The following is a 17,418-nucleotide window of genomic DNA, read 5'->3' as shown; positions in this document are numbered from 1 at the left end:
ATCATCATTTTAGGAGGAAATAATGGCAAGAGAAGGATTTACACTTGCATGTAAGGAATGTAAAATGGAAAACTACATTTCAAAGAAAAACAAGAAAAAACACGTTGAAAAACTTGAAATTAATAAATTTTGTTCAAAATGTAACTCAAAAACAATGCATAGAGAGAAAAAATAATTAAGTATTTGTAATTATTTTTTTTATATTGACTTTAAGGAATGCTAAATTATGGATACAAAATACTTAAAAAAAGTTCTAGAACAAAACCAGCTAGAAGCAATTGTCTCAGAGGCATATCAAACTCGTCTATGATATTCACAAATTCAAAGCTCAGATGGATACATAGTCATTGAAAAAGATAGAGCTAGTCTTTTTGTTGATTCAAGATACATTGAATATGCTAGAAAAAATGCAAAAAATGTTGATGTTATCTTATTAACTAGTGATAGCTTAAAAGACTTTTTTGCTCAAAGAAATTTCAAAAGATTAGGTTTTGAAAAAAACTATTTAACTATGGCTGTTTTAGATAATCTAAAAAAATTAAATCCAAATGCAGAGTTTGTTGGAATTGATGGTCAAGAGCTTAGAATTTTAAAATCTAAAGAAGAAGTAGACAAACTTCAAAAATCAATTGATATTTCACTAAAGGCCTTAGATGATTTAATTAAAAATCATCTTAAAGAAGGTATGAGTGAAAAAGAAGTTGATTGAAAATTAAACTATCTTTTAAAAAAACATGGAGCAGAAAAAGAAAGCTTTAGTTCAATAATTGCTTCAGGGCCAAATTCTTCAATGCCTCATGCTCATACTAGTGATAGAAAAATCAAAGAAGGTGAGCTTTTAACAATTGACTTTGGTGGATACTACAAAGGTTATGCAACTGATATTACTAGAACTTTTATTTTTAAAGAAAACAAAAGTACCAATCCTAAAGCTAAAGAAATTCTTGAAATTGTTGAAGAGGCAGCTCGTTTAGGAAGAGAAGTTGTTAAACCTGGAATTTTAAGCTCTGAAGTTGATAAGGTGTGTCGCGACTACATTGAATCAAAAGGATATGGTCAATATTTCCTTCACTCAACTGGCCATGGACTTGGAATTGATGTTCATGAGCTTCCTAATGTTTCAAAATTTAGCAACACTGTTTTAGAACCGGGAATGGTAATTACAGTTGAGCCAGGAATCTACATTGAAGGTCTTGGTGGAGCTAGAGTTGAAGATGACATTTTAGTTACAGAAAAAGGCTCAGTAGTTCTTTCAAGAAAAAACTCTAAATAAAAAGAAAATAACAAAAAAATGATTTCCTAATGAAATCATTTTTTATTTGCTTTAAATCTTAGGCAGTAGTTGCTTTTTTTAGTTGGTTAAGTTTGTAAATCTTAGTTACAACTTTAGCTGCTTGAGAAAATTTAACTATAACATCTATTTCACCTTTATTGTTGTTTTCAACATTTTGACTTTGCTCAGTTGTAATTTCAAATTCAACTTTGATCTCTCTTGGAGCTTTATAGACTGTTCCGTCTTGTTTTATTAGATCTAATTTGCTATAAAAATCACGAATGTGTTGACCAATAATTTCTCTAGGTAAAAGATTTTTAAAATAATCTCCTGAAGGCTTTAATGAAATTGAAGTTATTTTAGCTAGTTCAGCTTCAAGTTTTTGGTGTGTTTTTGTTTTAAAACCAAAAACTTGAAACTCCTCACTTGCTTCTTGAGTTCCATTTTTTAATTTTACAATTATATTTATACTTCCTAGATCATCGTTGGCTTCTTTTTGAGCCTCATCTTTAGCTAAATCAAAACTTACACTAGTTCCTTCAGAGGGAACAAATTCACTAAAAAGAATATTATTTAATTTCAATTTATCATGAGTTAAATCACTAACTTTTAATTCAGAGGGCAATTTATTTTTTAAATCATTTTGCTTATTATCTTTAATAATAATTGAGTGAATTTTTTTAATCTCTTGAGATAGTCTTCCTTTTAGTTGAGAAAGTCTAAAGGTTTTGCTTAAACTTTCATTTCCTTTTGACAAAGTCAAAATAACATTTAAAGTCCCTGCATCATCATCAACTTTTTTCTCTTCATTTTTGGTTGGAAGTGAATAAGTTAGACTAATGCCATCTTTTGGAGTATAAACATTGTTTCAAGGACCAATTTTAGCATCAATATGTTTGCTTGTAAGATCTTCATTTTTTATCTCCGAAGGCTTTTTATTTTTTAAAGTTGAAGCTAACTTTAAATAAATATGACCAATTTCATTCATTTCATCTTTTAAAATGTCTTGAACTGATTTTTGCTTAGTTGAGTTATTTTGCTTTTGTGACTCATTTGGATTTGAAGGCTGAGCCGGATTTGCTTGTTGAGTTGAGCCATTTTGCTTTTGTGACTCACTTGGATTTGAAGGCTGGGCTGGCTGTGTTTGTTGAGTTGAGCCATTTTGCTTTTGTGACTCATTTGGAGTTGAAGGCTGAGCTGGCTGTATTTGTTGAGTTGAGCCATTTTGTTTTTGTGACTCATTTGGAGTTGAAGGCTGAGCTGGCTGTATTTGTTGAGTTGAGCCATTTTGCTTTTGTGACTCATTTGGAGTTGACGGCTGAGCTGGCTGTGTTTGTTGAGTTGAGCCATTTTGCTTTTGTGACTCATTTGGAGTTGATGGCTGAGCTTGCTGTGTTTGTTGAGTTGTTTGATTGTTTTGCTTTGCAAATAATGAACATGAAACAAAGGCCACAGTAGATAATGCAAAAAAACCTGGAACTAAAATCCATATTTTTTTGTAGTTTTTTATTTTCATAATTAGTAATATTTCTCCTCGTTTTTGTAATTTAGACAGAGAAGATAAAAGATTGATGTAATTAAAATTATTTTACCAAAGACTCGCTACGCTAATATTAATTAGATCAGCTCAAGAGTTTGATCTCAACCATATCTATTTTTGATAGATAAGTACCCCTGTCTATGTTTAAAATTATATATTTTAAATTTCAAAACAAGAAATTTAATTTATAAAAAAACCTAAATTTTCACTTTTTTCAATTAAAAAAAATTTTATTTATTTTTTTAGTTTTTTTGTTATTGAATTAAATTTTTTGTGTGAAAATTAATCACTAATTAAAAAGTAATTCTAACTAAAAATCAATTTTGAGATCAAATTTTATATTCAAAAAGTATTGATTATTTTAAAGTTGAGATAATAAACTTAAAATATTTGTAAGTTTATGCTTTTGATTTTGAAAGTCAAAATAAATTAAATTACTAAAGTTAAATTTATTTAATTAAAAAATCGTCATTTTAAACTGGGACAAAAAAATAAAAAACACTTTTTAAAATATACTTTAAATAGGAGTGTTTATGAAACAACTAAAACCAGAACAATGAAAGAAATGATTTTCATTATATGAAGAATTTTATGATGGAAAAATTAATATAAAAAAATATATATTTTTAGTAAACAAAAATATTGGTAAAGATTGAAAAAATACATATGTAAAATCTTGATTTTTCAAAAAATATTCTGCTTTTCAAAAAGATGAACAATCTTTAATTTCACAAACTGGCAAATCTACAGCTAACAAAAAAAATAACGGTAGACCACCAAAAAGAAAAGAAGTTAATGAATATACAAGAGAAGAATTAGAAGAGATTGTTAAAATTTATAGAATAATTTTTGATGACATTAGTGAAAAAGAAATTCGAAAAAAAATTAAAGAACATAAAGATAAAGAAAAAATATTAACTAAAATTTCATGAAAAGAATTTCTCTTTTCAAAATCAACATATTATTCTTGAAAAAAACCTAAACTTGCAGAGCCGAAAAAAGATCAAGAAATTGAAGAAATTATTAGAAAATCATTTCATGAAAACAAAGGTATATTTGGTAGAAAAAGATTAGAAATTTATATTCAAAATAAATATAAAAGGTATATAAACTATCGAAAAATAGGTAGAATTTTGCTTAAATTAAATCTTTTTTGCAAAATTAGAAGAGCAAAAAGAAAAAATGAAATTAAAAATCTTAATACTAAATATCAAAATCTAATTCAAAGAGACTACAATGGCAAATTTAACAACATAGTTGCCACTGATGTAACTTATATTCCAAGCCCCAAAGATGCAATTAACAATCATGTTTATTTATCGATTGCAATTCATCATCAAAGCAAGAAAATAATTAATTGAAATCTAAGTAAAAGAAATGATGTTAAGTTAGTTTTAGATCATATTTCTAAAATCAAATTTGATAAAGAGTGAATAATTCACTCAGATCATGGAAGTCAATATTCATCAAATCAGTATAGTGAAATTATTAAAGAAAACAATGGGATAATTTCAATGAGTAGAATCGCAAATTCACTTGATAATCGAGAAGCAGAATATTTCTTTTCAAATATCAAAAGTGAGTGCTTAAATGATCTAAAAATTTCAAAATTATCATTCAAAGAATTGCAAGAAATTATTCAAAATTATATTGACTGATACAATAATGAAAGATTACAATCAATCTTAGAATGAAAAACACCTCAACAAAGCTGAGATGTTCTAAGTGTTTTTTAAATAGTCACTTTTTTTGTCCTAGTTTATTTAATTTTCATTTTATTATGTGATTTTAACTATTAAAAAACCATTAACACAAGATCATTTTTTACAAGATATAAATCTAAAATAAAATATGACTAATTTTATAAAAATCTTGATAAAGATAATTTATTTTTTGTAAAAGTAAAACTTACTTAAGCATAAAAAATACTTTTGAATTTAACTATTATAGAAAATATAACTATAGTTAATTTTGTTATTTTAATAATTGTAATATAATAAAAAACTATATGTCATTATATTTAAAAAATAGTTTATATGAAGATGTGTTAATGGTTAATTTTGACTCTAGTAAAAAAGTGGATTCAACAGAAGATATTGCTATTAAAGAAGTTACATTAACACTAATAAAATCTAAAGACAAAATAGTTGCTCTTAATATAAAAAAATTTAAGGCTATTTTTGGTATTTTTAATTTTAGAAATTATGGAGTTTTTACTAATGAATTATTCAAAAAACTCTCATCTTTTTTAAAAGCAAATAACATTGAAATAAATCTAGAACAAAGTGAATCTTTTTCTATTTCAAAAGTAATTAAAAAAATAGTTCATCCAAGAAATGAAAAACTTTTTATTTTAACTTTTGAAAAAGATAACAAACAAATCATAACAAACCAAGAGCAAGTAAAAGAAAATGACATTTTAGTTTTTGCAAATATAGGTGCTTTTTTACCTTCTGGCTTAGTTATTGAAAAAAATAAAATCTTTGATATTGAATCTCAAGGAATGTTAGTTTCTTATAAGTCTTTGGCAATAGAGTCAAAAAACACAGGATTAGTTTTTTTAAATGAAGATCAAAAGGATAAGGAGTTTATTTTTTAATGTCACAAAACAAGCTTAAAACATTAATAGAAGAATTAAAAAAGAGGAAGGTTTTTAACAACATTACAAGTGAAGAAAAAGTGTATTTAATAACACTAGATCATGGAATTTATGTAGGTTTTGATCCTACTGCAATTTCTTTACATTTGGGTAATTATATTCAAATGGTAAATTTAAAAAGATTTCAAAATGTTGGTTTTAAAACAATAGCTATTTTAGGTGGAGCAACTAGCATGATTGGTGATCCATCTTTTAAAGATAGTGAAAGAAAACTTCTTTCAAATGAAACTATTTTAGAAAACAAAAAACACATTAGAAAACAACTTGAAAATTTTGGTTTTAAAGTTATTGATAACTTAGATTTTTATAAAGATATGAACATTCTAGATTATCTAAGAAGTGTTGGAAAATTTTTTAATGTCTCTACAATGATGAGCCGTGATTCAGTTGCAAATAGAATTCAAAGCGGACTTTCTTTTACTGAATTTTCATACCAAACTTTACAGGCATATGATTTTAAAGTTTTATGTGAAAAAGAAAATGTAATGATGCAACTTGGAGGCTCAGATCAATGAGGAAATTTAGTTTCTGGACTTGATTTTATCAATAAAACTTTGAGCAAAAATCTTCCAACTATTGGAATAACAATGAACTTGTTAGTTGATTCAAATGGAAACAAAATTGGTAAATCAACAGGAGGAGCTTCTCTTTGAATTGATAAAACACTAACTTCACCATATGTTCTTTATCAGTATTTACTAAATACAAATGATGATGATGCATATAATTTACTTTTACAATTAACATTTTTGCAATTAAGTGAAATTGAACGAATCAAAAATGAACATTTAAAAAATCCAAAATTACGCTTAATGCAAAGCAGATTATCTTTTGAAGTTGTCAAAGATATTCATGGTAAAGAAGAAGCCCAAAGAGCACTTCATATTTCAACATCACTTTTTAAAGAAAAAAATAGTTGATTTAATCTTTCATTAGAAGATTTAATTCAACTAAAAGGCTCAGTTGATTTTGTTCCATTTAAAGATGATTTATTTTTAACTCTTGTTGATTCAAAAATCATTTCATCTAAAAGAGAATTTAATGAATTTGTAAGAGATAAATCTTTAAAGATTAATGGTCAAGATGTAACTGGATTAGACTATGATTTACCTTGAGAAAATTATGATAATAAATATCTAATTTTAAAAAAAGGTAAAAAGCAATATTGAGTTATTTACAAATAAAAAAAGAAGGGATATTTTGTGGAAATTTTTACAAACAATTTAGAATTTCAAAATAACGAATTAATACTTCCAAAAGTTAAAAAAAATTTTAAACTTGTTGAAAAATTTTTAGAACTTTCAATTACTTCTTTTAATAATTTTTTAAAATCAAAAAAAGATTATAAAAAACTTTTTATCTCTAATGTAGGAACTAATCTTACAAAAGATGTACAAAAAAAACTTTTAAAAAATTTAAATTTTTCGGATGGAGAAATTTGAACTTTTAAGGAAAATGTAGTTTTAAATAAACAACAATTTAACAAAATTTTTAAAAAGATGAATTATGATTTCGGAATCTTTATTGATAAAAAAAGTCATAATGAAAATTTAGCTTTTGCTTTTTTTCAAAAAGAAAAAGGGCAAATGTCTCAAGAAGAAATTAAAAAAATATTTGATGATTTTTATGATCAAAAAAAGCAAGAAAATGAAAACATAAAAAATGTTTTTTATCTTGACAAAAACTTTTTTAATTCAATTTTAATTTCACCAAAATTTTTAGATGATTTTAAACATAAAAATGACTTTTCAACTTTTAGTTCAGCTGCTAGTTTTATAAGAACAAATGATTTACTAATTTTAGAATTTATTAAAGATACATTAGGTATTAATTTAAAGATATCAAAAAATAAAAATGATAAGTTTTTAAAAGACATATCTTTTGATTGATCTCACTCATGAAAAGAGCTTGTTAATTCTTTAAAAGTTTTAGTTGAAAATAACCCATTAAGTTTTGTTTTAAATGATGGAAAAATAGAGAACATGGTGGTTGTTTATAAAACAAAAAAACGTATTATCACAGGACAAGAATTAGCAGCTCTTTATCTAGAATATCAAGCTCAAATTTTAACTAAAAATCAACTAAAAGATTCATACATAATTGTCTCATCTTTGACTTCAAATTTTCTTATAGAAATAGCTAAAAAACATGGCATTGAAGTAATTAGAAAAAAATCTATTCTTGAAGAAAATAAAAGCCAAAATAATTGAACATATAAAAGCAATTTTATTTTTGCTTATGAGAACAATTATGATTTTATATTTGAAGAAAATCAATCATCTTTAAACATAACTTTAACACTTTTAAAAATTTATGAGATGTTAAATTTTTTTAAAAACACAAGTACAAATATTTATAAAAAATTAACTGAAATTCATAGTCAAAGTTACTACTATCGTTATCAAAAAATTGAAAAGAAAATCTCATCACAAGCCATTGATGTTTTTTGTAGAGAAGCAAGAAAAATTGAAACAATAGGTGATGAAAAAATCATTAGATTAGAAGAGATCAAAACTAAAAATAATTTGATATTTTATAAGTTTACAACCATTAACAATAACTGATTTGCTTTTCAAATAAAAAAAGATGAACCAGATAATTTAGTTGTTATCTCCGAGGCAAAAGCTCCATTGTTAAAAGACAATCCTGAAGTGTTAATTTTTGAGAAAAAAGTTCAAAGTTTTGTTAATAAAAATACTGAGATAATTACATCAAAAGCTTTTGAAAAAAAAGACATTTATAAATTTTCTTTTTTTTCAATTGTTTTAATCATTGTTATGTATCTTGTTTTTACTCAAATTTACTCAGAAAATTCTAATGATATTTTTAAGATTTCAATTAGTGAAATTAAAAAAGTTAATTTAGGCTTTATTGTACTTTTATGAACTAGTACTATTTTTGCACTTTTGATGCAATCAATATGACGAAAAAGAATTATTTCATATCAAAAAGTTAAAGTTAGTCTAGGCCATTTTATGATTGGTAATTTAATGGGTATGGTTATAAGTTTGATAACACCATTTGCAATTGGTGGAGATGTAATAGTTTATTGATATTTAAGGAGAAAAGGCCTTTCAAGAGATGTTCTTTTGTCATCACTTTTTACCTCAACAATTATTTACCAAATTTCAATACTTGTCTCATCAATTATTTTCTTTGCCATTGGATACAACATTTATGCACTAGTTTTTAAAACGAATACATTGCTTTCAGTTTTTTTTATTTCAGGATTGGCTTGAAGTTTGCTTTCAACTGCAATATTTTTGATTTTCACACTAAACAAATCAATTCAAAATTTCTTTGTTAGTTGAATAACTAGAATTATTGAATTAATACCTTTTATTATTTTAAAAGATCCTCTTGCTTCACAAATTAAAATTGAATATGAGTTTTTTCAAATAAGACGAAGTTTTAAAAATATTTGAAAAAATACCTTTTTAATTATTGAAGGACTTTTTTATGAGATCTTTCCAAAATTTGTAAGTGGTATAGCAGTTTTTGCTTTAGTTTTAGGTTATATTAAAAATGATTTATCAATAGGACCGTATTTATCATTTGTAATTACTCAAAATATGATTTTAACAGCTAATACTCTTTCAATTAGCCCAGGAGGCTCAGGATCAGCTGAATATCTTGCAATCAACATTTATGATTTTATTTTAAATAAACCCAACTCACATTCAAAAGCTACAGTAATTGACTTTATAAATAAAGCTTTTAATCTATGACCTTTTATTTTGCTTTCTATAATGACTATAATAACCATAAGTGTTGGTGAAAGACGTAAAGATAAAGTTGAAGGTATTAATAAAAATAATTTTTTGAAAAATGTAGATACAATCAAAAAAAATAATTATTGAATTTATGCTCTTTGAACTTTAATTCCTTTAAATGCATTAATTTTTGGATTTGTTTTATTACTTCCTTACATTTTCTAGAGCAAAAAGTTAATTTTAAAATTTTCTAGCTAAAGAAAATAACCAACAAAACTCTTGTTGGTTATTTATTTTTAAGAGTTAAATTAAAATAAAAAACCCCAAAAGGGGTCAGTAGGAAGTAAAACAAAGAAATTTGGAAAAAAATACCAACCATCTTTAAAAATAAAAATCACAAACATAAAAAGGAGTTAAGTTAAACATTACTTATTAAAAAAACTTCCTACTACTTTAAGTATATAAAAAAATAAGCATTTAAGTAGATAAAAACTTTAATTTTAATTAAATTCAATTAATCGAGGATTTTTTGAATAACTTCTTCCAAATTTTGCTAGTTTTTGACCATCAATCATAGTAGCATCAGCACTAAAGGTATTATTAATTTTTAAGATAAATTCACCAACTCCATAGGCATCAACTGGAGCTTTTTGTTCTTCAAATTTTTTGATAATTTCTGGATTAAATCCTGAAGAGACAATGATTCTAACTTTTTTTCCACCATTTTCATCAAGGGCTTGGCGCAGTCTTTTGATTTGATTAACTGTTACACCATATTCATCTTCATTGTTTGTAAACATTTTGTCTCTAATGGCTTTGGAAGTGTCTACTCTTACTCCTTTTAGATCATCTTTTAAAGCCTTTAAAACTTTTAAAGAATCGCCAATAACATCATTGTTAAAATCAACTAGAGCAACAAGGTCTTTATCTTCAGGAAAAAGCTCTTGGTAGTATTTCATAACTGAGACTAAATCACCTTTGAAATTTTGAATTAAAGCATGAGGAATTGAACCAAAAACTACTTCTTCATTTCCTCTTGCTCCAGCATTTGTTGAATGGCTTTTAATGCCAGCTAACTCAACTGCTATTCCATCTCTTTCTTGATTTGAATAGTGATCACTTCTATCTCCCATAAAGATTACATCTTTGCCATTAGCAGCTTGTAGACATCTTCGCGCATTAGTAGCCACTGAAGTACTTCTTGCTAAGATACCATCAATAATTCCTTCATAGACACCAAAATATTCATATTTTCCCTCAAGTTCTAAAACAACTTCTTTTTCATTAATTATTGTTCCTTCTTCTAAATATCTAATTTTATATTTAGAAGTGTCTGTACTATTTTTTAAAAGCTCTAAAGCCTCATTCATGCCACCAAGAATTGAATCATTATGTCTTTGAAAAAATTGCAAAACAACAATGGAATTTGGATTATATTTTTTTATAATTCCTTCTGCTTTAAAAAAATAATTTGCAGCATAATATCTCATATTGTTTTTTTTCATTATTCCTCATTAATTTAAGATTTGATTTATTAAAATTTAATTTATATTTTTATAACAAAAATTTATGTTAAAAAATTATAACTTTAAAATGTATTTTAAAGATTTATTTAATAAAGAATTGATTTTATTTATGGAAAAAAGCATCTTTTTTAGAGAAAAAAAGATAAAAAATTTAATATTAATTATTTGATATTTTAAATTATGAAAAAACAATTCATTTACTAAGTTTTAATTTTGCTTTTTTATTTTTTCTATAATATTTATCTTTATGACTCAAAAAGAAAAAAAGCAAAAAAATAAATTTAAAAAGTTAATTAAGTTGTTATCACTGGGCATAGCCTTGCCATTGATAACTTCTTTTGGTGTTGTTGCTTGTTCAATACCAACACAAAAAGAAAATCAAAAAAACACTGATACAAGTCAAAGTACAAATCCATCAAATACAGCAGAGACAAATAGCTCTGGCAATAATTTTACTTCTCCAATAAAAGCTCATAAACAATTAGCAATTGACTACAATAAATCAGCTTATCAATTAAATAAATTTTTAGAGTTAAATTTAGACAAACACTTAAAAGTTGAAATTGAAAACAACTTTGATATTTCAAAAGTATTGGCAAAAGATTTCAATAGAAATGATCAATGAAAAAAATTAAAGTTAAACACAAGTTTACTTCAAAGTGAAGAAGTTCAAAATCAATTAAAAAAACATAATTTAGATATCAAAAATTTTCAATTTAAAATTGATGTTAATTCAATTCAAGTTGATGCATATGACTCAAGAAAAATTACTTTTAATATTGAAATAAAAGCTAAAGAGCTAAAAGATAGTTCAAACAGAGTTTTCTTTTCATTGCACAGATTAAAAAGAGAACACACTGGTTTTAAAGAAGATGATTCAAACAACATTAATTATTCACAAGAATTTGAAAAATATTTTGAAACTAAAAAGCCAAGTGCAACTTTAAAAAGTGAAAAAAGTGATGTTTCATTTACACAACTTGTTAAAGATTTTAAATCTTTAGAAGATGATGATTTTTCAAAATTATTAGAAAAAAGAAAAACATTTATTAAAGAATATGTGGATCTAGTTAATTTTGAAAATGAACAAGACAATGTTTCATTTTTAATTAACAAAGTTGAACTTGATCAAGAAAAATTAAACTCTCTAAAAATAACATTTAGATTAATTAGAAAAACAAATGAAGTTATTAAAAATGTCATTACAAAAGAGAAAGAAGCAATCTATGCTTCTAAAGAATTAACATTGACTTTGTCAAAAGAGCAAGCATCATCATTAAAAGATGAAGATAAACAAAAATTTGTTGAATTAAATGCAAAACTTAGAGCCTATGACTATAGCTCTGCTTACAACTTTGATTTTGAAAATATGGAAGATTCTCTTTCAAAAGTTATTGTTGATTCAACTCATGAAAAAATTAAATATCATGTTTTAGATGTTACAAAAAATGATCAATATACAAGATCATGAAAAGTAAAAATCATTAGCATAAGTGAAGATCCAAAATTTGACAAAATTGAATTTGTAAAAAACTTTGAAGTCCCAAATAGAGCTTATGTATTTTCAAAGGAACTTCAAGATAAAAATACAAATTACCAAATGTATTTAGGTTATTTAGAACATAAACAATTAACAGAAGTTACAAATTCGTTAAGAGAAAGAATGCAAAGTCCAATAATTTCGGGGGGGTGACTAGACAATAGAACAATTTATCTTGGTGACAAATTTGGATCAAGACAAATCCATTTAGGTGAGGATGTTCTTGTTGAGAAAAAAACACCTCTTTTAGCTCCTTTTGATGGGAAAATAGTTGCTGCTTATTATCTTAAAACTAATAAAGTTGGTGTAGGTATTGGAACTATTGTTGTTATGGAAGTAGCTAAAAAAGACTTGGTAGGTAACATTGATCAAAATGTAATTGACAATGAACTAGCAGAAACTGATACTATCAATATTGCATTTATCCATTTAGATGATTCATATCTAAAAGAGCTAGGAACAGTTTCTGAATACTCAACAAGAGATCTACCAGTTCCAGTTGTAAATAACATAACACCTAATAATCCAAAAATTGTAAAAAAAGGTGATGTAATTGGATTGATTGGTGATCAGTCTAATAATGGAGGATGAGTTCCTCATTTACATGTTGAAGTTTATTATGGAAAAAGTTCAGGTTATACAAAAGAGGGTACAAAAATAAGAGATTGAAGTTCAGGAGTTCATAAAGGATCTAAAAGATATGGACAATATGATCCAACTTTGGAAAAGTTTAATCCAACAAATATAAAACAAATTGGTGTAAACTGGGACAAAAAAATAAAAAACACTTTTTAAAATATACTTTAAATAGGAGTGTTTATGAAACAACTAAAACCAGAACAATGAAAGAAATGATTTTCATTATATGAAGAATTTTATGATGGAAAAATTAATATAAAAAAATATATATTTTTAGTAAACAAAAATATTGGTAAAGATTGAAAAAATACATATGTAAAATCTTGATTTTTCAAAAAATATTCTGCTTTTCAAAAAGATGAACAATCTTTAATTTCACAAACTGGCAAATCTACAGCTAACAAAAAAAATAACGGTAGACCACCAAAAAGAAAAGAAGTTAATGAATATACAAGAGAAGAATTAGAAGAGATTGTTAAAATTTATAGAATAATTTTTGATGACATTAGTGAAAAAGAAATTCGAAAAAAAATTAAAGAACATAAAGATAAAGAAAAAATATTAACTAAAATTTCATGAAAAGAATTTCTCTTTTCAAAATCAACATATTATTCTTGAAAAAAACCTAAACTTGCAGAGCCGAAAAAAGATCAAGAAATTGAAGAAATTATTAGAAAATCATTTCATGAAAACAAAGGTATATTTGGTAGAAAAAGATTAGAAATTTATATTCAAAATAAATATAAAAGGTATATAAACTATCGAAAAATAGGTAGAATTTTGCTTAAATTAAATCTTTTTTGCAAAATTAGAAGAGCAAAAAGAAAAAATGAAATTAAAAATCTTAATACTAAATATCAAAATCTAATTCAAAGAGACTACAATGGCAAATTTAACAACATAGTTGCCACTGATGTAACTTATATTCCAAGCCCCAAAGATGCAATTAACAATCATGTTTATTTATCGATTGCAATTCATCATCAAAGCAAGAAAATAATTAATTGAAATCTAAGTAAAAGAAATGATGTTAAGTTAGTTTTAGATCATATTTCTAAAATCAAATTTGATAAAGAGTGAATAATTCACTCAGATCATGGAAGTCAATATTCATCAAATCAGTATAGTGAAATTATTAAAGAAAACAATGGGATAATTTCAATGAGTAGAATCGCAAATTCACTTGATAATCGAGAAGCAGAATATTTCTTTTCAAATATCAAAAGTGAGTGCTTAAATGATCTAAAAATTTCAAAATTATCATTCAAAGAATTGCAAGAAATTATTCAAAATTATATTGACTGATACAATAATGAAAGATTACAATCAATCTTAGAATGAAAAACACCTCAACAAAGCTGAGATGTTCTAAGTGTTTTTTAAATAGTCACTTTTTTTGTCCTAGTTTAGTGTACACTTTTCTTCATTAAAAAGTGTAAATGAAGTTGATCCTATAACATTGAAACCTACAAAAAATACTATTAAAGATAAAAACGATAGAAGAAATTTCTTTGATGATTGAAGTGCTTATACAAGATATGGACTTTTAAATCCAAATTTATTTTTTAGATTTAGTGATCCTTCATCTTTAAGTTTTAATATTTTTGACAATTTTCCTGGAATCGAAGAATTGGAAGTAGACTAATGACCCACAAAGAAGCCTTAAGTGTTTATTGGAATAAAAACCTTTTTGTCTCAGAATTGCTTGGAACATTTTTACTAGTTTATTTAATCTTTTTATCTTTTTTCTTATACAAAAAATTTGTTAATAAAGACAATTTAATATCCTTGCCAATAATTTATACTCTTGTAATTTTTATAGTAGTTACACTAACTTGAGTTTGATCAAGATTTCTTTCACCAATTGGTGTTGTTACTTATTTGAGCCCATCTTCAGTTATTATTGAAGGATTTATTAAAGGTATAAGAAAAGAATTTACAGGAGCTCCATTATTAAAAGGAATTCCTTACATTATAGGAGCTCAACTCTTAGGCTCATTTTTAGCCACTGGTTGATTATTTTTATCGACAAAGTTATTAAATTGAATTAAACCAGACAATGAAAAACTAGAAAATTCTTGAACAACAAAACTTGTTCAAAAAAATCCAAGACAAAGATTTAATTTTAAAAACTTTTTAAAATTTGATAAAAATTATCAAGCTAATTTTGCAAACATAGTTGAGGAAAATCCAACTAGTTTAACAAAAGATGTATCTAAAGAAATCTTCTTTTTAATGATTTATCTTTTTACAGTTCCATTTGTAGAATATATTCAAGAAACAAGATATGGAGTTGATGCTTTTTCTAAATTATTAATTACAATGTCATTTGTTTTATTCTTGCTTATTGCATCAAAAAAATTTGGATTTTTCAACTTGAATTTAGTTTTTACTTTCTCAATTTTAATTAATAAAATAGTTAATAGAACAGCTAATAAAACATTCTTAATTTCAACTGCAATTTCATCACTTGCTTATATTGTTCTTTCTATTCTAGGGGCTCTATTCTATTTACTTGTTGCAAAAAATTCAAACCTGACATTCACTTTATAATTTAAATCAATTTTAATCCTTTTAAAATGTTATTCATTATGGATAACATTTTTTTATTTAAAATAATGAAACTATTTTAGTTTTTGTTTATAAAAAAATATAAATAAGTTTAAAATTTTGATTAGCTTTTAAAACTTTATTTTAATTAGTTAAATTAAAAAAATTAATATAATGATAAGTTAAAAAATATAAGTTTTTACTTAAGTAAATTGGAGGAAAAGTGGAAAAATACAAAAAGTATTTAGATGAATTAGAGCAGCATTGAAATAACAAATACATCAATGAAGATCAAAAAGAAATGATGAAAAGTCTTTTTGAAAAAATTAAAGATGATGATCATATTCTTCAAGAAACAAAAAAACTTTTATTACAAAGAGTAAAATTGGGATTTCGCTTTGACATAGCTCCTGAACCTGATAAGACACAAATTAGCCTTTTAATTAAAGATAAGCAAATGAGTATTCAAAATGATATCTTAGAACAAGATAACCAATTAATTATTGGTGAAAACTATGATGCTTTAAAAAATCTAATAGTTATCGAGAGAGAGAGAGAGACCAGGCAAATAAATATAACATAATTTATATTGATCCTCCTTACAACACTGAAGCTACTAAAACTGATGGCAATACTATAGCAAATGACAAAGAAGATATAAAAAATGACACATTCCAGTATCGCGATCGTTTTTCTCGCAATGGTTGATTAAATTTCATGAATGAAATATTAACTCTTGCAAGAAAGCTTTTAAGCGATGATGGAATTATTTTTGTTTCAATTGATGATAATGAACAAGCTTATTTAAAAGTTTTAATGGATGAAATTTTTGGTGAAGAAAATTTTATTTCAACTATCAAGTGAAGAAAAACAAATTCACCTTCTGGCAATACTAATCAAAATAAAAAATTTGTTAATATCCAACATGAATATATTCATCTTTATGCCAAAGATAAAGGTGAAATTAATTCTTTAAATTATTACAAATATGATGAAGAAGATTTTGAAAAAAACCAGTATAAATTTAGAGACAAAGATGAACAACTTTTTCAACAAAGAGGTTACTATAAATTAACTCCTTTAATACGTAACAATTCAGGGTCTTCTTTTAAATACACACCAAGTTTAGACTATGAAATAGAAGCTCCTGATGGAACATTTTTCAAAATTGGACAAAACATGAATGTCAAAAATGCTGTTGATAAATCATGTTATACCTGAAGCTATGATACTTTTTTAGAAGGAAAAAAACAAGGATTTATAGTTATTAAAAAAAATAACAAAAATGGTTTTTGAGAGGCACATAGAAAAGTTTATTCTAATGTAATTTTTAACCCTAAAACAAGAAAAGTTGAAACACAAGAAAAAGGCTTGGAATATAATGATTATTTTGATCTTTCAAACAAATCAAACAAAAAAGATACATTCAATGAAAAAATCGATTACTATCATGAAAGTACAACTCAAAGTTCTGCAAACGATTTAAAACAAATTGGGATATTTTTTAAATTTTCAAAACCATATAAATTAATAAAACATCTAATAAATTTGTATCCTAACAAAGATGCGAAAATTTTAGATTTTTTTGCAGGAAGCGGAACCACAGGCCATGCTGTTTTAGATCTAAATAGAGAAGATGGTGGAAAAAGAACTTTTACTTTAGTTACAAATAATGAAAACAATATTGCTAGTGAAATAACATATGAAAGACTTTATAGAATAATTAAAGGTAGATCTACAAAAGGTGAATCTAATTTTAAATGATTAGAAAAAAACAAACCTTTTATTAATACAAATTTAAATGTTTTTAAAATTAAATATTTTAATATTTCAATAGACTCACACAATGAAAGTGATATAACAAAATTATTTGAAATTTTTAAAGAATCTCTAGTTGATTTTAATGTTAAAAAATATTCTCTTGATGAAAAAGAAATTTTATACAACCTAACTGAATTAAAAGCTTTAAGGAAATAAA

12 protein-coding genes and 2 pseudogenes are annotated in these 17,418 nt (G+C 24.9%); 12 read left to right on the top strand and 2 right to left on the bottom strand.

Annotated elements, in window-relative coordinates:
* The first annotated feature begins 22 nt into the window (after positions 1–22).
* Together rpmG and EXC36_RS02405 are read left to right on the top strand one after the other, a co-directional pair.
* Positions 23–175 (top strand): 50S ribosomal protein L33, encoded by a 153-nt coding sequence (gene rpmG, locus EXC36_RS02410; protein ID WP_010925290.1) that lies wholly within the window; start codon positions 23–25, stop codon positions 173–175.
* A 51-nt stretch (positions 176–226) separates the two neighbouring features.
* Positions 227–1,273 carry an aminopeptidase P family protein gene (locus EXC36_RS02405; protein WP_010925289.1) on the top strand — a complete coding sequence of 349 codons (1,047 nt, stop codon included), beginning with the start codon at positions 227–229 and terminating at the stop codon, positions 1,271–1,273.
* A gap of 58 nt (positions 1,274–1,331) precedes the next feature.
* Here EXC36_RS02405 and EXC36_RS02400 read toward each other — a convergent pair whose 3' ends face one another.
* Entirely contained in the window at positions 1,332–2,789 is a 1,458-nt protein-coding gene (locus EXC36_RS02400) for a lipoprotein 17-related variable surface protein (protein ID WP_010925288.1), read from the bottom strand.
* A gap of 557 nt (positions 2,790–3,346) precedes the next feature.
* On the opposite strand from EXC36_RS02400, the gene EXC36_RS02395 reads away from it, so the two are divergent.
* From EXC36_RS02395 to EXC36_RS02380, 4 genes are all read left to right on the top strand, one after another.
* Positions 3,347–4,549: an IS3-like element IS1138B family transposase gene (locus EXC36_RS02395; protein WP_041363864.1), complete on the top strand. Its 1,203-nt coding sequence runs from the start codon at positions 3,347–3,349 to the stop codon at positions 4,547–4,549.
* 272 nt (positions 4,550–4,821) lie between these two features.
* Complete coding sequence (gene tapR / locus EXC36_RS02390; protein ID WP_010925287.1) at positions 4,822–5,412, top strand: TyrS-associated PheT N-terminal domain-related protein TapR; 591 nt, start codon at positions 4,822–4,824, stop codon at positions 5,410–5,412.
* Positions 5,412–6,656 carry a tyrosine--tRNA ligase gene (tyrS, locus tag EXC36_RS02385; RefSeq protein WP_129690283.1) on the top strand — a complete coding sequence of 415 codons (1,245 nt, stop codon included), beginning with the start codon at positions 5,412–5,414 and terminating at the stop codon, positions 6,654–6,656. Before tapR ends, tyrS begins: the two co-directional genes overlap by 1 nt.
* Positions 6,657–6,674: 18 nt before the next feature.
* The gene (locus tag EXC36_RS02380; RefSeq protein ID WP_010925285.1) at positions 6,675–9,410 is read left to right on the top strand and encodes a lysylphosphatidylglycerol synthase transmembrane domain-containing protein; all 2,736 of its coding nucleotides are present in this window, start codon (positions 6,675–6,677) and stop codon (positions 9,408–9,410) included.
* 275 nt (positions 9,411–9,685) lie between these two features.
* Here the strand turns inward: EXC36_RS02380 and EXC36_RS02375 are convergent, their stop codons facing one another.
* On the bottom strand, positions 9,686–10,690 hold the full coding sequence (locus EXC36_RS02375; protein ID WP_010925284.1) for a nicotinate phosphoribosyltransferase: 1,005 nt from the start codon (positions 10,688–10,690) through the stop codon (positions 9,686–9,688).
* Between the two features lie 268 nt (positions 10,691–10,958).
* Here EXC36_RS02375 and EXC36_RS02370 point away from each other — a divergent pair.
* The 6 genes and pseudogenes from EXC36_RS02370 to EXC36_RS02345 form a co-directional block, all read left to right on the top strand.
* Positions 10,959–13,019: pseudogene (locus tag EXC36_RS02370) on the top strand (MSC_0775 family lipoprotein); the annotation flags it as partial.
* Positions 13,020–13,070: 51 nt separating this feature from the next.
* On the top strand, positions 13,071–14,273 hold the full coding sequence (locus EXC36_RS02365) for an IS3-like element IS1138B family transposase (protein ID WP_041363864.1): 1,203 nt from the start codon (positions 13,071–13,073) through the stop codon (positions 14,271–14,273).
* Between the two features lie 28 nt (positions 14,274–14,301).
* Positions 14,302–14,535, top strand: a pseudogene (locus EXC36_RS02360) (hypothetical protein); the annotation flags it as partial.
* Positions 14,535–15,443 carry an MAG4940 family membrane protein gene (locus tag EXC36_RS02355; protein WP_010925282.1) on the top strand — a complete coding sequence of 303 codons (909 nt, stop codon included), beginning with the start codon at positions 14,535–14,537 and terminating at the stop codon, positions 15,441–15,443. The pseudogene EXC36_RS02360 and the gene EXC36_RS02355, both read left to right, overlap by 1 nt.
* Before the next feature lie 220 nt (positions 15,444–15,663).
* A complete protein-coding gene (locus EXC36_RS02350) occupies positions 15,664–16,023 on the top strand; it encodes a type III restriction endonuclease subunit M (RefSeq protein ID WP_129690279.1) in 360 nt (119 codons plus the stop codon).
* Positions 16,020–17,417 carry a site-specific DNA-methyltransferase gene (locus tag EXC36_RS02345; RefSeq protein WP_334295121.1) on the top strand — a complete coding sequence of 466 codons (1,398 nt, stop codon included), beginning with the start codon at positions 16,020–16,022 and terminating at the stop codon, positions 17,415–17,417. The genes EXC36_RS02350 and EXC36_RS02345 overlap by 4 nt, the downstream gene beginning before the upstream one ends.
* Position 17,418: the final 1 nt, after the last annotated feature.

The organism is Mycoplasmopsis pulmonis, from assembly GCF_900660575.1.
In the GTDB taxonomy this organism is placed as follows: Bacteria; Bacillota_I; Bacilli_A; order Mycoplasmatales; family Metamycoplasmataceae; genus Mycoplasmopsis_B; species Mycoplasmopsis_B pulmonis.
Note: the sequence above shows the minus strand (reverse complement) of the source record. Positions and strands in the feature narration are given on the sequence as shown.